This window comes from Phaeobacter sp. JH20_26, assembly GCF_048056275.1.
Lineage (GTDB): Bacteria > Pseudomonadota > Alphaproteobacteria > Rhodobacterales > Rhodobacteraceae > Phaeobacter > Phaeobacter bryozoorum.
Map to the genome: position 1 here is coordinate 56,459 of NZ_JAYMWL010000004.1, position 25,312 is coordinate 81,770.

General features: G+C 64.7%; 19 protein-coding genes. 7 read left to right on the forward strand and 12 right to left on the reverse strand.

What is annotated here, in order from left to right; genetic code table 11:
- Nucleotides 1-95: 95 nt before the first annotated feature.
- A complete protein-coding gene (locus VWY60_RS01655) occupies nucleotides 96-887 on the reverse strand; it encodes a helix-turn-helix transcriptional regulator (RefSeq protein WP_416539703.1) in 792 nt (263 codons plus the stop codon).
- Nucleotides 888-1,348: 461 nt separating this feature from the next.
- Here VWY60_RS01655 and VWY60_RS01660 point away from each other — a divergent pair, with 461 nt between their 5' ends.
- A complete protein-coding gene (locus VWY60_RS01660) occupies nucleotides 1,349-2,434 on the forward strand; it encodes a Fic family protein (protein WP_416535304.1) in 1,086 nt (361 codons plus the stop codon).
- A gap of 56 nt (nucleotides 2,435-2,490) precedes the next feature.
- Here the strand turns inward: VWY60_RS01660 and VWY60_RS01665 are convergent, their stop codons facing one another.
- Entirely contained in the window at nucleotides 2,491-2,790 is a 300-nt protein-coding gene (locus VWY60_RS01665) for a DUF2218 domain-containing protein (protein WP_340547764.1), read from the reverse strand.
- Between the two features lie 325 nt (nucleotides 2,791-3,115).
- Here VWY60_RS01665 and VWY60_RS01670 point away from each other — a divergent pair, with 325 nt between their 5' ends.
- Complete coding sequence (locus VWY60_RS01670) at nucleotides 3,116-4,963, forward strand: ABC transporter ATP-binding protein (RefSeq protein WP_416537896.1); 1,848 nt, start codon at nucleotides 3,116-3,118, stop codon at nucleotides 4,961-4,963.
- A gap of 55 nt (nucleotides 4,964-5,018) precedes the next feature.
- On the opposite strand, the gene VWY60_RS01675 is transcribed toward VWY60_RS01670, so the two are convergent.
- The 6 genes from VWY60_RS01675 to VWY60_RS01700 all read right to left on the reverse strand — a co-directional run bounded on the left by VWY60_RS01675 (nucleotide 5,019) and on the right by VWY60_RS01700 (nucleotide 14,350).
- On the reverse strand, nucleotides 5,019-5,870 hold the full coding sequence (locus tag VWY60_RS01675) for a sugar phosphate isomerase/epimerase family protein (RefSeq protein ID WP_416539704.1): 852 nt from the start codon (nucleotides 5,868-5,870) through the stop codon (nucleotides 5,019-5,021).
- Nucleotides 5,867-7,168, reverse strand: coding sequence for a DUF6005 family protein (locus tag VWY60_RS01680; RefSeq protein ID WP_416539705.1), 1,302 nt, complete (start codon nucleotides 7,166-7,168; stop codon nucleotides 5,867-5,869). The genes VWY60_RS01675 and VWY60_RS01680 overlap by 4 nt, the downstream gene beginning before the upstream one ends.
- On the reverse strand, nucleotides 7,165-8,469 hold the full coding sequence (locus VWY60_RS01685) for an AMP-binding protein (protein WP_416539706.1): 1,305 nt from the start codon (nucleotides 8,467-8,469) through the stop codon (nucleotides 7,165-7,167). The genes VWY60_RS01680 and VWY60_RS01685 overlap by 4 nt, the downstream gene beginning before the upstream one ends.
- A gap of 3 nt (nucleotides 8,470-8,472) precedes the next feature.
- On the reverse strand, nucleotides 8,473-10,218 hold the full coding sequence (locus tag VWY60_RS01690; protein WP_416539707.1) for an IucA/IucC family protein: 1,746 nt from the start codon (nucleotides 10,216-10,218) through the stop codon (nucleotides 8,473-8,475).
- Entirely contained in the window at nucleotides 10,205-12,028 is a 1,824-nt protein-coding gene (locus VWY60_RS01695) for an IucA/IucC family protein (RefSeq protein WP_416592457.1), read from the reverse strand. The genes VWY60_RS01690 and VWY60_RS01695 overlap by 14 nt, the downstream gene beginning before the upstream one ends.
- A gap of 327 nt (nucleotides 12,029-12,355) precedes the next feature.
- On the reverse strand, nucleotides 12,356-14,350 hold the full coding sequence (locus VWY60_RS01700; RefSeq protein ID WP_416539709.1) for a TonB-dependent receptor plug domain-containing protein: 1,995 nt from the start codon (nucleotides 14,348-14,350) through the stop codon (nucleotides 12,356-12,358).
- A gap of 282 nt (nucleotides 14,351-14,632) precedes the next feature.
- On the opposite strand from VWY60_RS01700, the gene VWY60_RS01705 reads away from it, so the two are divergent.
- From VWY60_RS01705 to VWY60_RS01725, 5 genes are all read left to right on the forward strand, one after another.
- A complete protein-coding gene (locus tag VWY60_RS01705) occupies nucleotides 14,633-15,586 on the forward strand; it encodes a siderophore ABC transporter substrate-binding protein (RefSeq protein WP_416537889.1) in 954 nt (317 codons plus the stop codon).
- Nucleotides 15,579-16,574, forward strand: coding sequence for an ABC transporter permease (locus tag VWY60_RS01710; protein ID WP_374015680.1), 996 nt, complete (start codon nucleotides 15,579-15,581; stop codon nucleotides 16,572-16,574). Before VWY60_RS01705 ends, VWY60_RS01710 begins: the two co-directional genes overlap by 8 nt.
- A complete protein-coding gene (locus VWY60_RS01715) occupies nucleotides 16,567-17,544 on the forward strand; it encodes an iron chelate uptake ABC transporter family permease subunit (protein WP_416539710.1) in 978 nt (325 codons plus the stop codon). Before VWY60_RS01710 ends, VWY60_RS01715 begins: the two co-directional genes overlap by 8 nt.
- A complete protein-coding gene (locus VWY60_RS01720) occupies nucleotides 17,541-18,299 on the forward strand; it encodes an ABC transporter ATP-binding protein (RefSeq protein ID WP_416539711.1) in 759 nt (252 codons plus the stop codon). Before VWY60_RS01715 ends, VWY60_RS01720 begins: the two co-directional genes overlap by 4 nt.
- Nucleotides 18,300-18,385: 86 nt before the next feature.
- Nucleotides 18,386-19,723 (forward strand): NAD(P)/FAD-dependent oxidoreductase, encoded by a 1,338-nt coding sequence (locus VWY60_RS01725; protein WP_416539712.1) that lies wholly within the window; start codon nucleotides 18,386-18,388, stop codon nucleotides 19,721-19,723.
- 19 nt (nucleotides 19,724-19,742) lie between these two features.
- On the opposite strand, the gene VWY60_RS01730 is transcribed toward VWY60_RS01725, so the two are convergent.
- The 4 genes from VWY60_RS01730 to gcvT form a co-directional block, all read right to left on the reverse strand.
- Nucleotides 19,743-20,771 (reverse strand): helix-turn-helix domain-containing protein, encoded by a 1,029-nt coding sequence (locus VWY60_RS01730; RefSeq protein ID WP_416539713.1) that lies wholly within the window; start codon nucleotides 20,769-20,771, stop codon nucleotides 19,743-19,745.
- An 88-nt stretch (nucleotides 20,772-20,859) separates the two neighbouring features.
- Entirely contained in the window at nucleotides 20,860-23,715 is a 2,856-nt protein-coding gene (gene gcvP / locus VWY60_RS01735) for an aminomethyl-transferring glycine dehydrogenase (protein WP_416539714.1), read from the reverse strand.
- Between the two features lie 112 nt (nucleotides 23,716-23,827).
- Nucleotides 23,828-24,193 (reverse strand): glycine cleavage system protein GcvH, encoded by a 366-nt coding sequence (gcvH, locus tag VWY60_RS01740; protein ID WP_340547750.1) that lies wholly within the window; start codon nucleotides 24,191-24,193, stop codon nucleotides 23,828-23,830.
- Nucleotides 24,194-24,211: 18 nt separating this feature from the next.
- The gene (gene gcvT, locus VWY60_RS01745; RefSeq protein WP_416539715.1) at nucleotides 24,212-25,309 is read right to left on the reverse strand and encodes a glycine cleavage system aminomethyltransferase GcvT; all 1,098 of its coding nucleotides are present in this window, start codon (nucleotides 25,307-25,309) and stop codon (nucleotides 24,212-24,214) included.
- Nucleotides 25,310-25,312 lie beyond the last annotated feature (3 nt).

The window sequence follows — 25,312 nt, forward strand, 5'->3', positions numbered from 1 at the left end:
CAGTGGGCTGCGCTGATGGACAGATCTGCGGGCGGTCTGGCTGTCCTTTCCAGCAGGGAAGAACGCCGGACAGGGGGCAGGGGCGGCTTTTGACCCTAGGGGCCGGGCCTCGCGGAGGGCCGGATCCTGGCGAGCACGCCGATCGCCTCGACCCGGTTGCGGACGTTCAGTTTGCGGTAGATCGAATTGGCGTATTCCGAGACCGTATGGGGCGAAATCTTGCAGATTGCCGCGCATTCCTTGGTGGTCAGCCCCTGGCTGAACAGATAGAGCACCTCGCGTTCGCGCGGGCTGAGCCGGGTCAGCGCCTCCGATTGCGGTGCGATCAGGGACCGGTTGAACGCGGCCTCTGCCGGGGCCTCGGCGGGGGGCTGTTCCGGGGCCGCCGCCGCGGGCTGTCGCAGCTCCTCCATGCGGCGATGGATGATCATGCAGAGAAAGCGCAGGCTGTCGGTCTTGCCCGCGACATGGGCGAGAAAATCGGCCCGGGTCAGACTGGTGCCGATGTTGAAACCGCCGAACCGGTCGGAACCTTGCAGCCGAACCGGGATGGCAATGCCAGCGCGAAACCCGCTCTTGACCGAGGCGTCGCGGATGAAGGCGGTTTCCGCAGCGGCCAGATAGGGGTGATCGGCCAGAAATTCCGCCCCGGTGAACTGCGGCTCGTAGCTGTTGCAGCAGTGATCCAGAAACGGATCCCGATGGCTGGGCAGTTGCTGGTAGATATCGGGCAGGTTGGTCTGGATATGTGGATGACTGCGGTCGCCGTCCACGGTCAGGTAGATGGCGTAGTCAAATCCCATCGCAGCAAAGACCTGCAAGCTCTGCGCCCAAAGCTCGGCGATGCTGGTGCAGCGTTCCAGACTGTCGATATCAGTCCAATCCACGACGATACCCCCTAATGTTAAGGGATAACACCTGCGGTGCCGCATTGCTAGCGTGGCCGAGGCGCCGGGGATACGGCCATGTCTCTCCTCGGATATGTTGGGCATGGCTGTGGTCCGGCGCTGGTGGCCTGTTGTGAGTGCGGGGCATCTGAGTGTTTTTGACCGCCGCGGATCCGGTGTGAGGCCGATGCGGGGCGGCGAAGACAGCATAGCCTGATGGGCCTGGCCGAACGTCGCATTACCGCATGTCGTATTGGCCGGGGGAGGCGCAGGGTGAGGCCGAATTGATCGATCCTCGCTGCTGCCGGGGCCGTGGCATCGCTTGCCGGGGGGCAAGGCCACGGTCGTCGGCGGCGCCATTTGACCCGCGTCAGCCAGAGGGCGGGCGGTGACTTGATTAGCGCCGCTATTCAGATCATAATAAGCCAAATTTTGATCCGATTAAGGGTGCTTATCACATCATGCCGCATATCTGGCAGTCTCCGTCCTGGCCGCGCTTTGGCTATGATCCGGCACATATCGAACCCGAACTGGCCCGCGCGGCCGAGGCGGTGGGCGAGGTGACGGGGCTTGTCCACGGGCTGACCCCGCAGGAGCGCGAGGAGATGCTGCTGCGCCAGATCGTGCAGGAGGCGATGGCCTCCTTTGGAATCGAAGGCGTGGCACTGGATGCCAGCGAGATCGAAGCCTCGGTTGTGGCTTCGCTGCGCCATCGCGACAGGGCGGCGATCTCGCGGCGCTCGGATGCGGTGGCGGAGCTGATGCTGGCGGCGCGCCGGGCCGATCAGCCGCTGGACAGCGCGCAGATCCTGACTTGGCACCGGTTGCTGTTCACCGGCATGGAGGTGGAGGACCTCGGCCGCTGGCGGCGCTTTGAGATGGAGATCGTGCGCTCCGCGACGGCGGGTCCGGGGGATGTGCTCTATAAGGCGCCGCCGCCGGATCGGCTGGAGGCGGAGATGGCGCAGTTTCTCGACTGGGTGAATGCCGATCAGGGAATGCCAGTTGCGGTGAAGGCGGCGCTGGCGCATCTGTGGTTTGAATCCATTCACCCGCTGTCAGATGGCAATGGCCGTATTGGCCGCGCCCTGATCGAACATGTGTTTGCCCGCAACCGCGCGTTGCCGTTTTCGCTGTCGCGACAGGTGGAACGGGACAAGAAAGCCTATTATGCCGCCCTGCAGGCAGGGCGCAAAGAGGGCGCGACTGGCATGATTGACGCCACCGAATTTGTGCTCTGGTTTCTGCGCACGCTGACACGGGCGGCGGCTTCGGCCCGCGATGAGGCGGGGTTTATTCTGCGCCGCAACCAGTTCTTTCTGCGCTACGGACCGGTGTTGAATGATCGCCAGAGCCATGCGCTGCGTCTGCTGTTTGAGCAGGGGCCGGAGCGGCTGGCGGTGGGGCTGAGCGCCAAATCCTACCGCAAGATCACCAAGACTTCTCCGGCCACCGCCACCCGCGATCTGCGCGCGATGGAGGAGGCCGGTGTGGTCACGCGGATGGACGCGGGCGGGCGCTCCACCGCCTATGCGATCCGGTTCTGACCTCTGGTCAGGTTTATATGTCTGACCTCTGGTCAGGTTGTGTGTCTGACCTCCGGTCAGGCAGGAGCCGTTGCAGAGGCCCAGGTCATCGCCTCAAATTCTTCGCGAAAGGCAAAGCGCTTCAGGTGATTGTCGATGATCTGGCGGGCGTGATCCAGCTCTTCGGCAGTGGGGGCGGTGACCTCGGCCAGGAGCCGGTCGGCGCTGGCGGTCAGCGTTGCAGGTCCCATGCCCAGAGCCACGGTGCCCCGGCTGTCGTCATGGGTGACGGCGACCTTATGGGCAAAATGCTTGCACAGCTGTTGCAGGTATTTGGAGGCGTTGGGGGTGTCGAAATGGCCTGTATCCGTAATCATTGGGCTTAATCCTTAGTTTTTCTGTCAGCTTTTCAGAATAGAGATTCCGGGGCGCAGCGCAAGGTGAATTCACCGCTGCCAGCCATGGTGCGCGGCGGGCCGCAAAATGGGGCGCAAGCCAGATTGCAGGACTTGGCGCATGGTGGATTATCCGGCTGACAAACCCATCCGGCGGCAGTAGAACGGCCCGGCTACGGTGCAGGCAGATGTCGCGTCAGGCGCGGGAAGCAGCGGGTCACGGACCGTCACGCTGCTGTCCTGCTGATGCGAAAGACAGGCGACCCACATCTCAGGCGAATTTCAATTCATCCTTGAGAGGGGCGCTATGTTCCGGGCTTTTGAAAACCTTGTCGATCCGTTTGCGGCCTCGCAGAGGGCGGCGCCGCGTGCCGGTCTCTGGCCGTATCTGTGGCAGCAGCTGGCGCCCTATCGCAGATGGCTGCCGCTGATGCTGGTCACTGGCGTGCTGACCGCGCTGATGGAAAGCGGGCTGATCTTCTATGCCGGGCGGCTGGTGGATCTGATGACCGAGAGTGGCGCTGCGGCGTTCTGGGCCGATCACGGCGGTGAGATGATCCTCGCGCTGGTCTGTGTGCTGCTGCTGCGTCCGACGCTGGTCGGGCTGAACCACCTGCTGCTGGAGCAGACCCTGTCCTCCAACCTGCAGGAACAGGTCCGCTGGCAGGCGCATCAGCATCTGCTGGGGCAATCGGTCGGCTTCTTTCAGCATGATTTCGCCGGGCGGCTCAGCAATCGGGTGATGCAGATGGGACCGGCGGTGCAGGACAGCGTGCATATGATGTTCGAGGCGGTGCTGTTCGCGGTGACCTATATGCTGGGCGCGGTGGTGGTGCTGTCGCAGATCGACGGGCGGCTGGCGGTGCCGCTGCTGATCTGGGTGCTGATTTACGGCGTCTACGTGCGCCATGTCGCCCGCCGTGTCGCGGCGACGGCGGAGAAATGGTCCGATGCGCGCTCCGGGGCGACGGGGCGGATTGTCGATGCCTATGGCAATATCGAAACCGTCAAGCTGTTTGCGCAGGGCGGGCAGGAGCTGGGTTATGCGCTGTCGGCGCTGCGGCGGCTGCGGACGCGTTACCAGCGGTTCATGCGGATGATGACCACGCTGGCCTTTGGCAGCATTGCCATCAACGGTGTGTTGATCCTGATCGTGGTGGCTCCGGCGATCTGGCTGTGGACGGTGGGTCAGGTCAGCGTTGGAGAGGTGGCCGCCGTCGCGGCACTGACCATCCGGCTGAACGGCATGAGCGGCTGGATCCTCTGGGTGACGATCCGCCTGTTTGAAAACATGGGCATCATCCGCGAGGGGCTGCGGTCGCTGGCAACGCCACATGCGGTGGTCGATGCAGCGGCGGCGCCGGCCCTGAAGGTCACGCGGGCGGAGATCCGCGTGGAGGGGCTGCATCACAGCTATGGCAAGGCATCGGAGGATGGCAGCGGGGGTGTGGCGGGGCTTGATCTGACGATCGGGGCCGGGCAGCGGATCGGCATTGCCGGGCCGTCCGGCGCGGGCAAGTCGACGCTGGTGTCGCTGCTGTTGCGGTTTGATGACCCGGACCGGGGGCGCATTCTGATCGACGGCCAGCCGATCGACAGCGTGACACAGGACAGCCTGCGCGCGCAGATTGGCGTGGTGACGCAGACAACCGCGCTGGTGCATCGCTCGGTGCGGGCCAATATCCTATATGGCAATCCCGGCGCAAGCGAGGCGGAGATGGTGATGGCCGCCAAACGCGCCCGTGCCCATGACTTCATTCTGGGGCTGCGCGATCAGGCGGGGCGGACCGGCTATGACGCCCATGTCGGCGAGCGCGGAGTGGCCCTGTCCGGCGGGCAGCGGCAGCGGATTGCGATTGCGCGGGTGGTGCTGAAGAATGCGCCGATCCTGATCCTGGACGAGGCAACCTCGGCGCTGGACAGCGCGGTGGAGGCGGAGATCGAGGAGACATTGCGGGATGTGATGCAGGGCAAGACGGTGATCGCCATTGCGCATCGCCTGTCCACGATTGCGCAGATGGACCGGATTGTCGTCATGGATCAGGGCCGCATCACCGAAGATGGCAGCCATGCCGCGCTGCTGGCGCTGGGGGGCACCTATGCGATGCTGTGGTCGCGGCAGGTGGGCAGCCCCTGCGCGTCGGCGGATTGCTGACGGCAGGCAGAGAACGGCGCGAGGTCTGATCCGTGCCGTTCTCTGCCGCGCTGGCTCAGCCGACCGAGCGCGTTTTTTGTCGGGTCGGGGTCAGATCATCGGCGGCAAGCGCCCGGATCTCGGCGATGTCACCCGCAAGCGTCTGAAACACGGCGTCCCCGAACCATTCCAGCGAGGCCTCGCAATCGCCGTCCCGCTGCATTTCGCGCAGCAGGGCGCGGTAGTCATAGGCGCCCTGCATCAGCGGCACCATGCCCGCGCGACAGCCGGCGGCGCTGTAGACATTCGCCGGGGCAAAGACCGGCAGGCGGGTGCGGTCGGAGATGTTCTTCAGGTGATAATGCGCAATTCTGGACAGCAGGGTCCGGCGCGCCGTCACCGGATCATCCCCGCCTTCCCAGACGTGGAGCGCGTCGAAATTGATGGCCAGCGCATCGTGGTCGGTGGCGTCGATCAGCGCCACGGTTGAGGCGAGCGTATCGGCCAGCGTGCCGGGATGGGTCTCCACCAGCAGGCGCAGCCCGTGATCGGCGGCGATATCGCAGGCGTGGCGCAGGGCGCGGGTGGTCTGGTCGCGGTCCGCCGCCGGGACCGTGGCGCTGGCCTGCATCCCGGCAAAGGTGCGGATCTTGTCCGCGCCCCAGCCCTGCGCCAGTGCACAGAGGGCGCGGGTTCGACGGGTCAGCTCCTGATGGTCCTGTAGGGGCAGGTAGTCGCTGATCATCGGGATCGACAGCCCCTGCGCGGCCATCCACTGGGCGTTATGGATCGCCAGCGGTGACTGATTGCGGGCATGAACGCCCCAAAGCTCAATCCCCTGAAACCCGGTATCCCGCGCCCAGAAGGCAATGTCCTTCAGATCAATCAGCTGATGGCGAAAGGAAATCGTGCAGAGCGAGATCTTCATGCCGGCTCCCCCGTCCTCACCGCGGCAGATGCGGGCGCCGCTGGTATCTGTGACTGGCACCAGCTCTGGAATTCGGTGTGAAGTGCCTCCTTGATGGCAAACTCCAGCCGGTCCAATGCGTCCAGCGCGGCGATCAGATCCGGCACCAGTGTGCGGTCTCTGGTATGGGCGATTTTCGCGGCAAGGAAATGCAGGCTGCGGAACCCCTCGCAGAGCGCCTCGACCTGATCGCAATTGGCGTCGAACGCGGCAAAGCTGGTGTCCAGCGCGCGCCAGAAGAAGGCAAAGGCGTGTTCATAGGCGTATTTGCGCAGGGACAGCACCGGAAGTTCGCGCAGGGCGATCTCCAGCTCCGGCAGTGCCAGAGGCCTGTCGGGACGGCAGTGATGCGCGATAATGCCGCGCAGGGCGTCCGTCAGCGGGTTGGCGTTCGGGCGGAAGGTCGCGTCGAAATAGGCCACGAGGTCCTGAGGCTCGGGCGCGCGGACGCGTGTGCTGTCGAGGATATAGCCGCCCGCCACGCTGGGCTGTGCCATGGCATTGAGGATGGCGCCGCGCGGCAGATCTCCGCGCCAGCGATAATCCGGGTCGTTCATATGCCAGACCTCGGGGTCGGCGGTCGGCTCGACAATGACGAAATGCGGAAACGGGTCCTGATTGTATTTGGTGTCCCGCTCCGGCAGGTGGAACATGTCGAGCATGACAACCAGCTGGCGGTCGGTGGCCGGGTTGTGGAGCAGTTTTTCAAAGCGGGTCAGGTTGTCGGATTTCGACAGGGCGGGATCGTGCCACTGGCTGACGCGGATGCCATACAGTCGTTCGACCCAGCGGATATAGTGATCCTGTGTCATCTCGGCGCTGTGATAGGCCAGATGCTGATGGGTAGTGATGGCAAAATCGCTGTCCCAGGTGCCAAAATAGAAGGGTCGGAAATCCAGCCCCTCATGCCGCCGGATCGCCGCACAGAGACAGCTGACAAAGCAATGCACGGTGATCTCGCTCGGGTCCTGATTGGCGGGCGCGGTCTCGGGTTCTGCGCTGGGAGAGGTCGGCGGGCCGGGCAGAAGCACATGGATCAGATCGGCGACGGTGACGAAATCCTCCTTGCGGAAATCACGCTCGGGGATGGCCACGCCGTGGTCGGTTTCCAGATGCACCAGCAGGTTGATCAGCACCACGGAGTCGATATGCAGATCATCGTTCAGCACCGCCTCGGGGCGGAACTGCGCCATATGCGGATTGGCCAGCGGTCCGGCGAGGGTCTGCTGCATTGCGTGCAGCACGCTGTCGAAGGTCATGCGGGCACCTGCTGATCGGCTGTGTGATCGGTACCGGATGCGTATCTGTTGGCGATGTCGCGGCGGCTGATCTTGCCATTGGCCTGACGCGGCAGGGCGGGGAGGCGGCGCAGGAAGGTTGGTCTCTGGTAGTCGGCCAGCAGATCTGCGCAGTGCGCGCGCAGCTGATCCTCGCTGAGATCCGGGCCGACAAACAGCAGCCCCACCCGCGAACCGGCCTGCGGGTCGGGCAGGCGAAAGGCGACGGCATCCTGCACATCGGGCAGGCTCATCACCGCGCGTTCGACGTCCTGCGGATAGACGTTCAGCCCGGCCACATTGATCATATCGTCCGCACGGGCGGTAAACACCAGCCCGCCATCGGCGGTGAGATAGCCCAGATCGCCGGTTTCGACCCAGTTGGTCGTGGCGGCATCCGTGGTGGCCGGTTCCCCTGTCGTCAGCTGCACGCGGACCGGGCCGGGCGTGCCGGGTGCGCCTGCCTTCAGGTCGAGATGCGGCAGTGGTCGGCCGACATCGCAGGGCGCCCGCAGGTCCTGATTGATGGCGATACAGCCCACTTCGGAACAGCCATATTGCTGGAACAGATGCCGGGTGCGGGCGCGAATGGTGTGGAACCATGGATCGGGCAGCACGGTCCCGGAGGTGACGGCGGCGTTCAGTGTCTCGTCCGGGGGCAGGAGCCTCGCCAGCGTGTGCAGCATCGCAGGCGAGGTATAAAGCACCGGGTCTGGCAGCTCGCGCAGGCGGCGCAGAATGTATTTCGGGTTCACCGCATCAATGATCACCGGCACATGGCCGCGGTGCAGCGCCACCAGAACCCCCGGTATCAACCCGTAGGAATGGGTCACCGGGCAGGCGATCACCGGCGTCATCCCGGCCGCGCGGTCAAAGAAGGCGGCATAGGTGCGGATCTCGGTTGCGATGCTGTCCCAGCTGCGAGTGATCACCTTGGCCGCGCCGGTGGTGCCGGAGCTCATCTGCACCAGAACGCCTGCGCCGGGGCGCGCGCTGGCGGTCTGACCGGGCTGCCGGGGCAGCGGTTGCGGGACAAGATCATCCTCCAGAAACCAGTCGCATCCGGCCTTAGTCGCCATCTGTTTTGCGGGTTCCGCCGGGATATCGGCGTGGATTGGGAAAACGCCGACCTTGTGGTCCTTTAGGTAGAGCAGGGTTGCGAGGCCGAGGCCGGTGTCGCGCATCCGCAGGGCGTAGCGGTGGTGCAGATCATTGCCAAGCGCCTGTTGCAGTCTTGGGTGCAGCGCGGTTGGATCAGAAAGGGTGTCGTTCAACACAAACATGGGTCAGCTGTCCTTTGCAGTGGCCAGAGGGTTGTCGATGAGATGGCGGTAGCTGCCGCGTCGGTCGGGGTCGATTTTGCGGGTGATCAGGCTTTCGGCGTGGATCTGGCGCGCAAAGGGAGCGAAGGCCGCCATGCGCTGTTGCTGCCCGTGATCGGCGGCGTAGCGGTCCAGCCGGTCGCGCAGGCGATGCCAGAACCGGGTCTCCGGCAGGTCGAAATGGCGTTGCAGGAGGTCCGACAGATCCGCGAGGTTGAAGACAAAGAGCGTGTCCATCACCAATTCGCGCAGCCCGTCAGCACAGGAGAGCGCGTGGAACTGATCCGGCTCTGCGCTGGCAAAGGCGGGGTCAATCGCCGCCAGATCGGGGCATAGCGCGGGCTGCGACAGCAGGGTGTCGACATATTCGACACCATCGTGGAAATCGCGGGCAATGAGGCCGGTCGGCCAGCCGTTGTCATGCTGAAGGATGAGGTTCTGCCCATGGGCTTCCAGCCCGATGCCATGGGCCACCATCAGGTGCCAGACCGGCAGTACCGCCGTTTCAATCAGCTGCGCCAGCCAGCGGTCGCGCCCATGGGCGGCAACCCAGGGGGCGATCAGCGGCTTGCCGTCCTCTTCTGTCAGGGCCAGCGCGTTGAACGGCATCATCTGATTGTCCGCCAGACCGAGCGAGGCCGGGCTTTGCCGCCAGATCGCGGCCAGATGCCCCTCCAGCGCGGTGCCGCGCCCGGCGATGATGCCGGCATATTCCGGCAGCAAGGTCAGCGGATAGCGATCCTGCAACAGCGGGTCACTGGCGATCACCGCGGCAAGCCAGTCCGATATCAGCGGCGCGATGGTGACGGTTTCGGGGATCAATGTGCGCAGGGACGAGGTGTTGCGCATGGTCATTGCGGTTTTGACATGGGCGCGCTGCGGCTGGTCGGCGTTCATCAGCGTGCGCACCGATTGGGTCGCCCTGTAGCGGTCGCCGATCTCGCCGAGGGGGATCAGCTGGCCTGCGGCGTGCCAGGCCTGCACCAGCGGATCCTGTGCCAGCTGGTCCCATTGCCAGGGGTGGACCGGCAGCAGGGCAAAGCCCTCGGCGCTGCGCGTGGCGGCGAGGCTGCGGATGCGCTGCCATTCCGCCGGTCCCAGCTCGCGGGGCCAGAAATCCGCATCGGGCAGGCGCTGTTGGACCAGCGCGGGGTGCAGCAGCAGCCCGATCAGGCGAAAACCCTGCCCTGCCTCAGGCCCGTAGCGGAGATGATCGCGGTCGCTAAAACCGCTGCGCGCCTTGTAACAGGGGTGGTAGGGGTGGCCTTCGTGGATGGCGCGCTCCATATCGGCGATGCCCAGCTGGTGCCGCCGGGGCGGGCGGGGGATCTGCCGGTGGTTGAGATCATCCAGATGGGCGGTGCGGTCAAGGTCGACGCGCAGCGCGGCCAGTGCCGCCGCCGGGGCCGTGAGCGCCGAGAGCACGTCCTCAAGCGCGGCGGGCTGCCAGCCGTGCTCCTGTGCCATCTCGATGCTGCCGGCATCCAGCCGATAACGGCCAAAGGCGCCACAGCGCCCGCTGGCGCGGAAAGACCGGTTGCCGAGCTGCCAGCGCAATCCGCGATCGTGCCAGGTGATGTCTTGGGCGCAGCCTTCGCTCAGCAGCGCTTCGCATAGCTGGCGCAGCACCCGCAGCGCGCCGCGGGTCTGCCGGGTTTGCGGGTGGGGCTGTGCTTTGCCCAATGGGCATGCGAGGTCATAGACAGGCATCTTGCATCACCTCTCTGGTCTGGCGTTGCGGGGCGGCAATCGGATTGGGGATATCGACAAACAGCCCTTCCTGAGTGTCGGTCTGCAATTCATCCAGATCGTGCAGGCGGGTCAGCAGATTGGCCTTGGTCGCCAGCCGTGGCGCATAGAGCAGCTGCTCCACCAGCGCGCGCGCGGGTCCGGTAAAGCGCGGCCGCAGGCGGTGCAACTCATCGCGCAGCTGTTGCAGGAGCGCGTCTTCGCTAAGCAGCCCGTCGCAGCCCATGCGCCAGATCACCGCAAAGATCTGGTTGACCACAAGGTAGTAGGTCAGGCGGGCGTTGATATGGGTGCGGCTGAACACCAGCGCAGGCACATCGGCGAGGCTGGGCTCGATCTGGCGCAGCGGGGCAAAGGCATCATCGGTGATAAAATAGCCCTGATTGTCGCGGTAAAAGCCCTGCCGGGGCAGCCCCTCGGACAGATCCAGCAAGGCGTTCTGCTGATGCGCCTCAAGGGCGATGCCGTGCCGGTCATAGAGCGTCAGAACCGGGGTGAGCATACAGTCGAGATAGGCGCCGAACCAGCGCGTCGCCGCCTGTCTGCGGGTGCTGCGCTGGCGCGCGGCGAGATCGGCGATCTGCGTGGCCAGCAGCGAGGCACACCCCGGTCGCGGATCGGCCGTAAGTGCGGCGAGGGGGACGATGCCGACGCCCGCCTCACCCGCAAAGGGGTTCTTGCGGAAAATCACCTCGAAACCGCTCTCGCGGCGCTCCGGCAGGGTCAGGGTCAGATAGGCCGGATCGTCGATGATCTGAAACTTTGGCAGGCTGGTTGCGATGTTCAGACGCCGCAGCAGCCGCGCCATCGCAACCCCCTGCTGCAATTCACTGGCAAGGGTCACGCGCAGCGAATTGGTCAGCCGCACCGGCACCGAGAATTTGAGCATCCAGGGGCACTCGGCGGCAAAGACCGTCCGCAGGGACGACGTCGGGGTGAAAGCCGGACCGGCAGGCCCCAGATCGCGCAGCTGACCGCTGGCCAGCAGGGCCTGAACGGCGGGATCCAGCAGCAGCGCCTGCGCCTGAAGCGGATGGGCCGGGATCAGCTGCTCGCCCGGTTGCAGGCAGAGGCCATCGGTCAGGCCCCCAATATCGCGCAGGATCTGCGACAGCGGCGCGGCGGCGCTGTCCTGGCGGGTGATCTCGGTCCGGGCGGCAAATAGGTGCAGCTGGAACTCTCCCGCATATTCAGGTGCATAGGCCCGCTGTTGCCAATCGGTCAGGCCGTCGCGGCTTTTGGGTGTGGGATGCAGCCAGTGACCAAAGACCAGCGATTGTTCCGCCTGCCGGAACTGGTGCGGGCTGGGGCTCGGCGCGGTGCGCCGCAGCGCGGCTTCGATCTCGGCGTTGCTGTTGAAAATGGCGCGCAGGAACTCTGCCAGTCTGGCGGGATCCGTTGCGCCGGAGCGGTGAAAACACTCCTGCGCGATCAGGCTGATGGTCTGGACCGGTGGCGCCGGCTGCCAATAGGTTTCGCCGCAAAACCGCAGCTGCGCGGCGCCGAATTTCAGCGGGCCGGTCCGGGAGGTATAGCGCAGGCCAAGCCGCAGCACGGCGGGGATATGCGCCAGCGCAATGTCGATCCGGGGCGCGCGATCCGGGGCCGATGACCTGTGGTCGCCGGGCAGCTCGGGGCATTCGCGCAGGAAGCCGTTGAGCAGCGCCTGAAGGCTGGCCGCCAGCGCCGCCTCAGCGGCGGCATCCGGGTGGGGATCGGTCGGTGGGACCGACAGCGGGTCGGGGAACAGGCCTGTCTGATAAACCATCATCGGACCGGCCCCGCCGCCCGCATGGGGCGGTATGGAATTGGGTGCATCTCTTACAGCGCTTCCGCAGCGATGCCAGACAGCGCCACCGAAGAGGGATCCCGGCGGGGTAAGCGGTCTGGCGATGTTACAGGAGAACTGGCGGAATGCTGGCGGCTAAGCGGTGAGGAGACCCCAGCCGCCTTGGCATGATTTCATGCGTTGGTCTTAGGCAATACGGACATGTTTCAAAAGGGTTTTGATCGCCGTAGGTGTGTTTCTGCCGAAGCGGGCGCGCCACAGTCTGGCGCGCCCGAAGGGTGAGGGCCGGGGCGGGGTCAGACCCGCCGCTCAGAAGGAGACATTGGCCACGATGGAGACCGAACGGCCCGGTTCCTTAAGCGTTGCAAAGCCGGGATAATCGCCGCCATAGGTGGCGCGGTCGGCGTATTGACGGTCAAAGACGTTGTTGATCTCGGCGCGGATCGAGACATTGTCATAGGCGGCCGGGCGATATTCGGCAAAGAGGTTCAGCACCTCGTAGCCTTCCAGTTTGGTTGTGGGGTCAACCTCGTTCAGCTTTGGATCATAGTCAAAGGCCGCGTCGATATGGCCGCCGACAACCAGGTTCCATTGAGGCAGCTCCTGCTGCACCTCAAGCGCCAGCACCTGTCCGATCGGGGCCCCGGAATCCAGCAGGTAGTAGCCGGAGGCGGGCGCGCCGTTGACGCGGGTTTCGCTGTCGCTGAAGGTCAGCCGGGCAAAGCCGCCCTCCCAGCCATAGGTGGCGCCCAGATTGTAGCCCCGGCTTTCGAAATCATAGCTGGTGATCACCGGGCCTGCGACGTCACGGGTGTCGTCGATCCTGGTCTGGAAAGCTTCTGCGCCAAGGGTCCAGTTGCCGCTCTGCCAGTCGGCGCCGATGACAACATTGCTGGCACGGCGCGGTTTCAGCGCCGAATAATCCCAGTCGCGGAAGAACAGGAAGTTGTCCTCGACCCCGATCCCGCCAAAGACGTTGGAATAGCCCGCCCGCAGGGACAGCGCATCATTGACGCTATAGACGATGGAGAGGTTGCCACTCAGCCCGGAGCTGTCCTGCTGATAGGGGCTGCCGCTCTGGCCGAAGTCCTGGCCGGTAAAATCGTTCCAGTCATAGCGCAGACCGGCGGAGACCTTCAGCCGGTCGCTGGGTTGCAGGCGGGCCTGGGCAAAGACGCCGACGGTCCGGCTTTGTTCCGAGGGGCGATTGCTGCCCCAGAAATCGCCGCTTGCGGTGCTTTTCTGGTCCTGGAAGTCCACCCCGGCGGTGATGGTATCGCTCTCTGACAGGTGGAACCGGTTCTGGAAGGTCGCGGAATAGGTCCGGGTCACACCCACGCTGGTTTCTGTGGTGCCGATGCTGCCGATCTCATTCTCGGAAAACCCGATGGTGGCCGAGGGATCCCAGTTGCCGCCGCCGTTCACATCCTCGTAGCGCAGCGAATAGACCGTGCGTTTGGTGTCGTAGACCGTGCCAAGCGGGTTGAAGGACGCGGTGCCGAAATTGGCGCGGCGGTTGCGCAGGGCGGTGTCCTGCATCTGCTGGCCCGAGAACTCGAACCGGTGGCCTTCGTCGGTCTGATAGGCTAGTTTCAACAGGCCGGCGGTCAGGTCGCTGCGGGTGCCGCCCACCGTGTCGCCGGCGCCATCGGTGTAATCGTCACCGGTCATGCGCTTGCCGTAGAGCAGGATCTCGAACCCGTCTGCCTGCCCGGCCAACGTCAGAGAGCTGCCGAAGGTATCGCCGTTTTCGCCGTAGCTGAGACGTGCTTTGCCGCCAATGGCCTGACCGTCGGTCAGGATGTCCTCGGCGTCGATAGTTTCCATCACCACCCGACCGGCCAGGGCGCCGGGGCCTGCATCGGCCGGGGCCACACCGGGATCGACCCGGACGGATTTCATCAGGCCGGGGTCAAAGGCATTGGCGCTGGCGTGGTGGAACACGCGGTTGTTCTGGGACACGCCGTCGACCTGTACCGCCAGTTTCAGCATGTCGATGCCGTTGACGTAGATCTTCTGCGCCACCGGGATTGCCCCGCCCACCGACACCGAGGCGATTCCCGCAAAAAGGTCTTTCAGATCGCCCATCGCGGCGCGTTCGATTTCCGCATCCGCCACATAGACCGCCGTCGCCCGGTCAGCGGCTTCGCCATCGCTGTCGCGCTGCTTCACAAGGATGGGGTCGAGCGACAGGACAGTGTCGTCCTGCGCATAACCTGTTGTTGCGGAAAAGAGAGTGAGCGCCGTGCTGCACAGCAGCCCGGTCATGAGGAGGGAGGATTTCTGTGCTGTTTGATGTGCCATGTTAACCCGCGTGATAATGTGCTGATAGCTTGGGGTAACCTGGCTTTGCCCCCGCTGGGGCCTTGGGTCTCATAGTGAGCATTGCGGTACCTTGCAAGCAGCGGTGGCAAAAAATCTTGCCTTACCTGTCTGCCTGTCTGGCTGATGGTCGGGCCCCCGCAGCGTGCTGTGGACAGACAGCGCAGGCAATGACGTCTGGACTTTTGCCCGGTCCCGGCCTAACAAGCGGGCGATTTTGAGCCAGCCATATCGCCAGCCTTCCTCCATCTGACGGGATTGAACATGGCAAATTGGACGCGATTGCAGCTGACTGCTGCGCTGGTGCTTGGATTGGTCGGCGCTGCTGCCGCCAATGACGACAGGCCGGAGACACCCCTTCTTGACACCGCGCGGGGCGCGCAGGCTGTGCCGTCGCAGCCGCAGGCCCTCGTGGTGCTGGATGTTGCAGCTGCGGATACGCTGGCGGCACTGGATGTGCCGATGGCAGGGCTGCCATCGCGGCTGTATGTCGATTATCTGAACGCCGAGCAGGCGCAGGCGACCCCGGTCGGGACGCTGTTTGAACCGGATTTCGAGGCGATTGCCCTGCTGGGGCCGGATCTGATCATTGCGGGCGGGCGGTCCTCCGCTCAGGTCGATGCGCTTTCGGAGATTGCGCCCACCGTGGACATGACGATCTGGGGCGCGGATCATGTGGATATCGCGCTGTCACGGCTGCGCAGCTATGGCGCGCTGATGGGCCGGAGCGCGCAGGCCGCCACGCTTGAGGCGGCGTTTCTGACCAAGCTGGAGAGCACCCGCGCCGCCGTTGCCGACCGGGGGCGCGCGCTGATCGTGATGACCAATGGTCCGAAGGTGACAACCTATGGCCGCGAGTCCCGTTTTGGCTGGATTCACAACGCGCTGAACCTGCCCGAAGCGGTGGTCGAGCAACCTGCCGCGGCGGCGGCTGAGGCGGCGGAGGCCGCGCCCCATGGCGAGGCGATTTCCTTTGAATATATCGCTGAGGCGAATCCCGACTGGCTGATCGTCGTGGACCGGGCCAGTGCCATCGGGCAGGACAATCAGGCCGCCGCCGCGACGCTGGACAATCCGCTGGTGACCGGCACCGAGGCCTGGAAAAAAGGTCAGGTCATCTATCTGAACTCCGCCAGCATCTACATCGCAGGCGGTGGCATCCAGTCGATGACCGCGACGCTGGAGGATATCCTGGCCGGGTTTGCGCGCGGTGGCTGAAACCGCGGCGCCAGCCCGCGTGTCGGGCGGATCACCGGCGGGGCGGCTGGGCCTGTGTCTGCTGCTGCTGGCGGGTCTGGCGGTGCTGAGCTGCGCGATTGGCGTCACTCAGGTCTCGCCGCTGGCACTGTTTGACGACCCACGGGCGGCGCAGCTGCTGCTGGTCAGTCGCATACCGCGCACGCTGGCGGTGATCCTGACCGGAGCGACGATGGCGGTTGCCGGGGTGATCATGCAGCTGCTGGTGCGCAACCGATTTGTCGAGCCGGGCACCACCGGCACCAATGAGGCGGCGATGCTGGGGCTGCTGGGGGCCACCCTGCTGGCGCCGGCATGGCCGATCTTTGCCAAGATGCTCTGCGCGGCGGTTGCAGCGCTGCTCGGGACGTTGGTCTTTCTGGCGCTGGCCCGGCGCATTCCACCGCAGCGGCCCCTGCTAGTTCCGCTGGTGGGGCTGGTCTATGGCGGCATCCTTGCGGCCTGCGCCAGCTTCGTCGCGTTTCAGGCCGATCTGCTGCAATATCTGGCGATCTGGATGAGCGGCGAATTTTCCGGCGTCCTGTCAGGCCGTTACGAGCTGTTGTGGCTGGCGGGCGTCCTTGCGGTGCTGGCCTATCTGGTGGCGGATCAATTCACCATTGCCGGTCTGGGAGAGGTCGCCAGCCGGAGCCTCGGTCTGCGCTACCGGCAGGTGCTGGGCTTTGGCGTGGTGGTGGTATCGCTGGTGTCGGCGCTGGTGATTGTCACCGTGGGCGTGCTGCCCTTTGTCGGGCTGGTGGTGCCCAATCTGGTGTCCCGGATCATGGGCGACAATCTGCGTGAAAGCCTGCCCGTGGTGGCGGCCACCGGCGCCGGGCTGCTGTTGATCTGCGACATGCTGGGGCGGGTCCTGCGGGCGCCCTACGAGATTCCGGCCGGCACGGTGTTCGGGTTGTTCGGAGCGGCGCTGTTCCTCATCATGCTGCTGCGCCGGGGCGCACATGGTTGACCTGTCCTTCTCATGGATCGACCGGCGCCTGTTGCTGCTGGCGGGGCTGCTGATGGGTGCGGCAGTTGGTTTTGTCGGCTGGGGCCTGCCATGGTCTGAGGGCGCCCCATCGCGCTACATCCTTGGGCTGCGCATGACGAAGCTGGCCGGGCTGCTCTGCGTCGGGGCTGCGGTCGGGCTGGCCACTGTGCTGTTCCAGACGCTCAGTCAGAACCGGATCCTGACGCCTTCGATCATGGGGTTCGATGCGCTGTTTCTGCTGACCCAATCGGTGCTGGTTGCGGTTTTCGGCCTTGCGGGGATGGTGCAGCTGTCGGGATTTGCCGGGTTTGCGCTGGACACCGCCGTGATGATGGCGGCGGCGCTGCTGTTGTTTACCAGCCTGCTGCGGCGGACCCGGGGGGACATCCAGCTGCTGATCCTTGTTGGCGTGGTGATTGCGGTATTGCTGCGGACCCTGGCCGGGTTTTTGCAGCGGCTGATGGATCCGTCTGCCTTTGCCGTGGTGCAGGGGCGCATGTTTGCACAGTTCGGCAGTATCGACCGGACCGCCCTGCTGGCGGCGCTGGTGGTGATCCTGCCGGTTGCCCTGTGGCTGCTGCGCCGCTCGGCGCTGCTGGATGTCGTGGCCTTGGGACGCAATCAGGCCCGCAGTCTGGGGGTGCGGTATGACCGGCTGCATTTGCAGCTGCTCTGCGTGATTGCGGCGCTGGTTTCGGTCTCTACCGCCCTTGTTGGTCCGCTGGCCTTTCTCGGGCTGCTGGTCACCAGCCTTGCCCATAGCCTGATGCAAAGCCATCGCCACGCGCTGCTGCTGCCTGCTTCGGCGCTGATTGCGGCGCTGGTTCTGGTGGCGGGGCAGACCCTGTTCGAGCGGCTTCTGGACCTGCAGTCCAGCCTTGCGATCGTGATCGAATTCTGCGGTGGGCTGCTGTTCATCGTGCTGTTGTTGAAAGGAAAACTGAGATGATCACCGTGGCGGGCCTGTCGTTCACACTGGCTGGAAAGACGATCCTGAACGCGGTTGATGCCAGCCTGCCTGCCGGGAAGATCACCGCGCTGATCGGGCCGAACGGGGCGGGTAAATCGACCCTGCTGAAGCTGATTGCGCAGCAGATGCCTGCAAGTGGCGGCGCGATCACCCTGTCGGGTCGCGATCTGCGCGCGATCAGACCGGATCAGCTGGCGCGGCGGATGGCGGTGGTTGGCCAGCAGCTGGAGGTGGCCAGCCGGGTGCGGGTGCGCGATCTGGTCGGCTTTGGGCGCTGGCCGCATAGTCAGGGGCGGCTAACGGCGCAGGATCACGCCGCGATTGACGCCGCGCTGGCGCAGTTCGGGCTTGACGATCTGACCGACCGGTTTCTGGATGAGCTGTCCGGCGGCCAGCGCCAGCGTGCCTTCATCGCGATGGCCTATGCGCAGGACACCGACTGGCTGCTGCTGGATGAGCCGCTCAACAATCTGGATCTGAACCATGCGCGCAACCTGATGGCGCAGCTGCGCCGTCTCGCCGATACCCGTGGCAAAAGCATCGTGATCGTGCTGCATGACCTCAACTATGCGATCAGCTGGGCCGATCATGTGGTGGCGCTGGCTGGGGGGCGCGTCGCCTTTGCCGGTCCGGTTGCCGAGGTTGCGACGGGCGAGACCCTCAGCGCGCTGTACCAGACGCCGGTGGCGCTGCGCGAGATCGAGGGGCGGCGTATTGCCTGCTATCATGGCTGAGGTCGGACTGTTCGCGTGGGATTGACGGCACCGGGGGGGCTGCGGATAGCTTCTGCGCAGACCCTGACATCTGATGGCACGCCCGAATGAAACGTATCTACGAACCTCTGGCTTATACCGATCGCCCGATCCAGACGCGGTACTGGAACCGGTTTCTGCCCGAGCCGGCGCCACGATACGCGCCGCTGCGCGATGAGGTGACGGCGGAATTTGCCGTCATCGGTGGCGGCTATACCGGTCTGTCGGCGGCGCTGACCCTGGCCGAAAACGGCAGCGATGTGGTGTTGCTGGATGCCGAACGGCCCGGCTGGGGGGCCTCGGGGCGCAATGGCGGGCTGGTTTCGGTGGGCAGTGCCAAACTGGCCGATGATGCCATTCTGCGCCGCTATGGCGAACCGGATGCGCGCCGGTTCTTTGATGCCGAACGCGCGGCCGTCGATCTGGTGGAGCAGTATCTGGACCGGTACGCGCTGGAGGTGGATCGCCATTCGCGGGGCTACGCCTATGTGGCGCATCGCGCGGACCGTCTGGAGGAGCTCCATGCCTATGGGCAGGAGTACACCCGCCGCTATGATCTGCCGTATGAATTTGTACCAAAGGAAGACATGGCGGCGCAGGGGCTGAACAGCCCGGAGTTCCATGGCGCGGTCCATCTGCCTGTGGGTTTTGCGCTGAACCCGATGAAATTCGTGCTTGGCCTGACCCGCGCGGCAGAGGCGGCGGGGGTGCGGATGTATTCGGACAGTGCCGTCGAGGCGATTGACACGCAGGGTGACGGCTATCTGCTGCGGGTCGCCGGCGGGCAGGTCCGCGCCAGGCGGCTGCTGATTGCCACCAATGGCTATTCTTCGGACGATCTGCCGGGCGCATTCGCGGGCCGCTATCTGCCGGTTCAGTCCAATATCATGGTGACCCGCCCGCTGAGCGAGGCCGAGATTGCCGACCAGGGCTGGTGGAGTGAGCAAATGGTCTGCGACAGCCGCACGCTTTTGCATTATCTGCGCCTGTTGCCGGATCGTCGGCTGTTGCTGGGGCTGCGCGGATCGGTGCGGGTGAGCGAGGAGAATATCGCCGCCACCAAAGCCCGCGCGCGGGCGGATTTTGACCGGATGTTCCCGGCCTGGCGCCATGTGGAGACGGAGTATTTCTGGTCCGGGCTGATCTGTATGACCCGCAATCTCGTGCCCTTTGCCGGGGCGGTGCCGGGGCTGGATAACGCCTGGGCCGCGCTCGGGTATCATGGCAGCGGCGTCTGTATGGCGCCTTATGCCGGGGCGCTGATCGCCGATCAGGCGCTGGGGCGCAGCCGCCTGCCGCATCCCGATCTGATGCAGCGTCCGCTGCGCCGGTTTGAGCTGGGCCGCTGGCGGCGGATGTCACTGCCGCTGGCCTTTGGCTGGTATCGGATCAAGGACCGGATCTGACCGGACCCCGGCAGCGGCATCAGAGCGGGGCGCTATGCGGCTGGTGGATCCGGCTCTGTCGCAGGCTGTCCGGGGCCGGGCCGCGAAAGGCGCTGCGGCGGATCACGTCCGGCGCATGGCCATAGGTTTCGCGGATGTGCTGGCTGAGGCTCTGGTAGCTGCCAAAGCCGGTGGCGACCGCGACCTGACGCAGGGGTATATCGGTCTGGGTCAAGAGCTGATGGGCGCGTTCGATCCGCAAGGACCGGTAAACGCTGAGCGGCGAGCGTTCAAAATGGCGGGTAAAGCGCCGTTGCAGGCAGCGGGTGGAGACATTCAGCATATCGGCCAGTTCGGCCACCGACAGCGGCGTTTCGATATGGTCCTGCATCACGGCGAGGCATTGGGTGATCAGCCCGTCGCCTGCGGATTTCTGTTCTAGGTTCAGCGCAATACGGCTCTTCTTGGGGCGTTTGCCGGTATCAAGACCGAGGTAATGCGCCATGCCATTCGCGGCCAGTCGCCCGCAGTCGGCGGCGATGATATCCAGCAGCATATGCGGGGTGGCAAAACTGCAGATCGCCGAATGCACGGTGCCGGAGGCGGCAGTGGCGGCGCCGTCCTGATCCTGACGCAGGCTGCATTCCCCGGCCGAGGCGAGGAAATTCGGATGGATCGCCAGATGGTGATCGCCGCCGCGCGCCAGCGCATCCAGCAGGAACACCGCACCGCCGACAAAGGCGCTGCGCTCTGACAGGCGCATCACCTGATTGACGCGGGCGCGTTCCTTGGCATTCAGCTGCCAGCGGCTGTAAATATCGCCCAGAAACACCACGAGCGCGCGGGCGCGGCCGGCAACCGGGCCGCTGGCGAGCATATCCAGACCACAGACGCGCACCCGGTATTGCACCCCGTCCAGTAGATCGTTTGCGGCGTCGAACAGGTCGATGATGATCTGGGCGCGGGATCGTGGCGCGCCGTCGGGAAGGACGACATCAATGTGACGCAGGCCACGGCCACCGGTGCGGGCAATCTCGCTATCGCCGTGGGGCCGGGAATGAAGTGTCATCTGTCTGCCTCGCATACGGTGAGCGGGATGGATCGGCATAGGGGTGCCGCCGGTGGGAACCGGCGACACCTTGGGTCTTGGCGTGGGCTTATTCCGCCGCCTCTGCGTAATCCTCCATCGGAGGGCAGGTGCAGATCAGGTTGCGGTCGCCATAGGCATTGTCGACGCGGTTCACCGCCGGCCAGTATTTATCCACACCGAGGTTGCCCGGAGGGAAGCAGGCCTGTTCGCGGCTGTAGGGGCGATCCCACTCACCGACCAGATCGCGCACGGTGTGTGGCGCGTGCTTCAGCGGGTTGTTTTCGGCGTCGATCTTGCCGTCGATGATGTCCTGCGCCTCCGACCGGATGGACAGCATGGCATCGCAGAAGCGGTCCAGCTCGTCCTTGGGTTCGGATTCGGTCGGCTCCACCATCAGCGTGCCCGCCACCGGCCAGGACATGGTCGGCGCGTGGAAACCGCTGTCGATCAGGCGCTTGGCCACATCATCCACGGTCACGCCGCCGTCGTCATTCAGCGGACGGGTGTCCAGAATGCACTCATGCGCCACACGACCGGATTCGGAGGTGTAGAGGATCGGATAGGCATCCTTCAGACGTGCCGCGATGTAGTTGGCGTTGAGGATCGCAACCTTCGTCGCCTGCGTGAGGCCAGCGCCCCCCATCAGCAGCACATAAGCCCAGCTGACCGGCAGGATCGAGGGCGAACCGAAGGGCGCTGCCGAGACAGGACCCACGGCGGTGCCGTATTCCGGGTGACCCGGCAGGTGTTCGGTCAGATGCGCCTTGACGCCGATCGGACCCATGCCGGGGCCGCCACCGCCATGCGGGATGCAGAAGGTCTTGTGCAGGTTCAGGTGGCTGACGTCGCCGCCAATGTCACCCGGACGGGACAGGCCGACCATCGCGTTCATATTTGCACCGTCGATATAGACCTGACCGCCGTGCTCATGGGTGATCTGGCAGACCTCCTGAACGGTGGTCTCGAACACGCCATGGGTGGAGGGGTAGGTGATCATGCAGGCGGCGAGGTGGTCCGAGTGTTTCTCGGCCTTTTCGCGGAAATCCGCGACATCAATATTGCCTTTGTCATCCGCCTTGATCGGAACCACCTGATAGCCAACCATCTGCGCGGTGGCCGGATTGGTGCCATGGGCGGAGGTCGGGATCAGGCAGACGTTGCGATGACCCTGACCGTTTGCCGCGTGGTAGTTGCGGATGGTCAGAAGGCCTGCATATTCGCCCTGCGCGCCGGAGTTCGGCTGCTGGGAGATCGCATCATAACCGGTGATCTGGCAGAGCTTGTCGTTCAGATCGGCAATCATCTCATGGTAGCCCTGCGCCTGATCTTCGGGGACGAAGGGGTGCAGGTTGCTGAACTCCGGCCAGGTGACCGGGATCATCTCGATGGTCGCGTTCAGCTTCATGGTGCAGGAGCCAAGCGGGATCATCGCACGGTCCAGCGCCAGATCGCGGTCGGCCAGACGGCGCATGTAGCGGGTGATCTCGGCCTCGGCCCGGTTCTTGTGGAAGATCGGGTGGGTGAGATAGGCGCTCTCGCGCAGCATGGCTTCGGGCAGGCGGTACTGCTTGTTGGAGCTGTCGTCCTTGCGGTCGATGCCAAAGGCACCCCAGACGGCCTCGATGGTTTCGGCGCGGGTCTGTTCGTCGAGCGAGATGCCGACCTTGGTTTCGCCGACGCGGCGCAGGTTGATGCCCCGCTGAACAGCGGCTTCCATGACGGTTTTCTGCAGGTGACCCACCTCAACCGTGATGGTGTCAAAGAAGACTTCCGGTTCGACCTTGAACCCGGCCTGTTCCAGACCAGCGGCCATGCGGGCGGTCTTGCGGTGCACGGATTGCGCAATCGCCTTGATGCCATCGGGGCCGTGGTAGACCGCATACATCGACGCGATCACCGCCAGCAGCGCCTGTGCGGTACAGACGTTGGAATTGGCTTTTTCGCGGCGGATGTGCTGTTCGCGGGTTTGCAGCGACAGGCGATAGGCCTTGTTGCCGCGCGCATCGACGGAGACGCCGATGATCCGGCCGGGCATGGAGCGCTTCAGCTTGTCGGTGGTCGCCATATAGGCCGCGTGCGGGCCGCCGTAGCCCATCGGAACGCCGAACCGCTGGGTCGAGCCGATGGCGATATCGGCGCCCATTTCGCCGGGGGATTTCAGCAGCGCCAGCGACAGGATATCCGCCGCGACAACCGCAACGCCCTTGTTGTCATGCAGGGCGGCGATCTGGTCGCTGAAATCGGTGACATGGCCATGGGTGCCGGGATACTGGAAGATCGCGCCAAAGACGGCGGCGGCCTCCAGTTCGGAGGGATCGGCGACAACAACGTCGATGCCCAGAGGTTCGGCGCGGGTCTGGATCACGGCGACGGTCTGCGGGTGGCAGTTCCTGTCCACGAAGAAGGCCGCGTTATTCGCCTTGGAGCGCGACCCACGATGGGCCATCGCCATGGCTTCGGCCGCGGCGGTGGCTTCGTCGAGCAACGAGGCATTGGCCACCGGCAGGCCGGTCAGATCGCTGACCATGGTCTGGAAGTTCAGCAGCGCCTCAAGACGACCCTGCGAAATCTCAGGCTGGTAAGGCGTGTAAGCCGTGTACCAGGCGGGGTTTTCCAGGATGTTGCGCAGGATCGGCGCCGGGGTGGTGGTGCCGTGGTAGCCCTGACCGATCAGCGAGGTCAGCACCTTGTTCTTGCCCGCGATCTCTCGCATGTGGAACAGCGCATCGCGTTCGGTCATCGCCGGCCCCCAGTCCAGCGCCTCTTTCTGGCGGATGGCGGGGGGCACGGTGGCGTCGATCAGCTCATCGAGGGTGTTGAAACCGATGGTTTTGAGCATATCGGCCATTTCACGCGGGCTGGGCCCGATGTGGCGGCGATTGGCAAAATCATAAGCTTCGTAATCAGTCAGTTTGAAGGCCATGTGGAGCGCTCCTGTTGCGAGGGGTCGCCTGCCGAGGCTGCGGGAGCCTCCGGCGGGGATATTTAGAGCCAGAAGATGCGGCGGAGCCGGTTGCCGGATCCGCCGCGCAGGATCAGCCGATCAGCGCCTTGTAGCCGTCCAGATCCATCAGATCCTCCAGCTGCGAGGTGTCGGAGAGTTTGATCTTGTAGATCCAGGCCGCGCCTTCGGGGTCTTCGTTCAGGGCGCCGGGGTTGTCGGCCAGAGTCTCGTTGATGGCGGTGATCTCGCCATCGAGCGGGGCGTAGATTTCCGACGCGGCCTTCACCGATTCAATGACGCCGATCTCGCCGCCTTTTTCAAATTCCTCGCCGCTGTCCTGCTGCTCGATGAAGACAACTTCACCCAGCTGCTCGGCGGCATGTTTGGTGATGCCGAGCGTGGCGGTGTCGCCCTCGACGGTGATCCATTCGTGATCTTCGGAATAATAAGTGGTCATCTCGGGTACTCCTGGAGCTTAACGTTTGTAGTTCTGGGTGACGAAGGGCAGCGCGGTGATTTCTGCATCATGGGGCTTGCCACGGATGATCAGCTTGACCTGTTCGCCCGGTTTGCCATGCGGCGCGGCGACATAGCCCATGGCGACCGGGCCGCCGACGGTGGGGCCAAAGCAGCCGGAGGTGATTTCACCGATGGTATTGCCGTCGGCGCATTGGATTTCAACATGCTGACGGGCGGGCGCGCGACCGGAGGGTTTGATGCCGACCAGTTTCTTCGCGGCCCCCTCGGCCAGCTCTTTCTGGATGCGGGCGGCACCGGGGAAGCCGCCCTCTTCCTTGCGGCGTTTCTGGATCGCCCAGGCCAGCGAGGCCTCGATCGGGGAGGTCGACTGGTCGATGTCATTGCCATAAAGGCAGAGACCGGCCTCCAGACGCAGGGAGTCGCGCGCGCCCAGACCGGCGGGTTCGCAATCGTCATGGGCCAGGAACAGCCTGGTGATGCGTTCGGCGTCAGCCTCGGGGATGGAAATCTCGTAGCCGTCTTCGCCGGTGTACCCGAGGCGGGAAATGCGGCATTCCACGCCGTCGATATCGGCAAGGATGGTTTCCATGAATGTCATCTCGCGGGCGGCGGGGCAAAGGTCGCCCACCACATTTTCGGCTGCCGGGCCCTGAACGGCGACCAGCGCGCGGTCGAAGATCTCGGTCACCTCGACATCGTCGAGATGCGCCTTCATATGGGGGATGTCCTGATGGCGCAGGGCGGCGTTCACCACCACGAAGTAATGATCGCCGGCATTGGAGACGATGAGGTCGTCCATGATGCCGCCATCGTCATTGGTGAAGAAGCCATAGCGTGCCTTGCCTTCCTTGAGGGTGGCAAAGGCCTGCGGGCAGAGCGCCTGCAGCTTTTCGCCGACGTTGTCGCCGCGCAGGATCACCTGGCCCATGTGGCTGACATCGAACAGCGCAGCCTTTTCGCGGCACTGTTTGTGCTCTCCCATGATGCCCATGGGGTACTGGACCGGCATTTCCCAGCCGGCAAAATCCACCATCTTGCCGCCGAGGGCGACATGCAGGTCATAGAGCGGGGTACGTTTCGGCGCGTCGGTCATAGC